We start from the raw sequence: 1,012 nt of genomic DNA on the forward strand, positions 1-1,012 counted from the left end.
TTACCAATCTGTACGCCAAACGTATGCAAATTGAAGAGGCATTCCGTGATTTGAAAAGTACCGCATATGGGATCGCACTTCGTCACAATAGAACTCGTTGCACTAAGCGGTTAGATATACTGCTTCTTATTGCGCTGCTCGCTGAAATCTTGATGTGGTGGAATGGCCTCATTGCAGTCCATGCAAAATGGCATTTTGATTTTCAAGCTAACAGCATTAAACACCGCCGAGTCCTATCAATACCTCGCCTGGGAAGGGAGGTTCGGAATCATCGGCGATATCAAATTAACGAATCTCAATACCAGTGGGGAATGTTCGAATATCAAAGGTTGACACACAATGCAGGGCTGGGGAAATTATGAGGGGATCCGTCAGCGCCNNCTCCATCGTGAAAAAGACCTTATTTATAAATGGCATGCCAACCTAATAACCGGAGCCAATCCATGCCCTGTCATCCTTGTTGATTGGTCTGATGTTCGTGAACAACTTCGTTATATGACCTTAAGAGCATCCGTTGCTCTTGATGGCCGAGCCATCACAATCTTTGAGCAAGTTTTTGAATATAGCCAATATAACTCACCTAAAAGCCACCAAGCATTCCTCGATAAATTACAGAATGTTTTGCCTAATAGTACCTGCCCAATCATCGTCTCTGATGCCGGATTTCGAAATACCTGGTTCCGACAAGTTCAGGAAAAAGGTTGGTTTTGGTTAGGTCGTGTACGAGGCGAAGTGTCAATAAAACAACCAGATAAGCCTTGGGTCTCAAATAAAACTTTTTATCCAAGTGCCGTCCACAAACCAAAATACCTTGGCTATTGTTTCTTAGCAAAAAGATCACCAATACCTTGTGAGGCTTATGTTTACAAAGGATTAGATAAAGGTCGAAAAGCACAGCGCCACAGTAGAACTTGCCAAAAACACTCCGCTACACATCTCTACCAACGCAGCGCGAAAGAGCCCTGGTTACTCGCGACTAACGTCCCTCGGCATGTCTTAAATGAAGTACAAA

At 43.8% G+C, this 1,012-nt stretch carries 2 pseudogenes; both read left to right on the plus strand.

What is annotated here, in order from left to right:
• A pseudogene (locus FCV43_RS14635) lies at window positions 1–362 on the plus strand (IS4 family transposase); the annotation flags it as partial.
• Between the two features lie 19 nt (window positions 363–381).
• A pseudogene (locus FCV43_RS14640) lies at window positions 382–1,012 on the plus strand (IS4 family transposase); the annotation flags it as partial.

Origin of the sequence: Vibrio genomosp. F6 (assembly GCF_005146325.1) — a bacterium.
Classification (GTDB): Bacteria; Pseudomonadota; Gammaproteobacteria; order Enterobacterales; family Vibrionaceae; genus Vibrio; species Vibrio cortegadensis.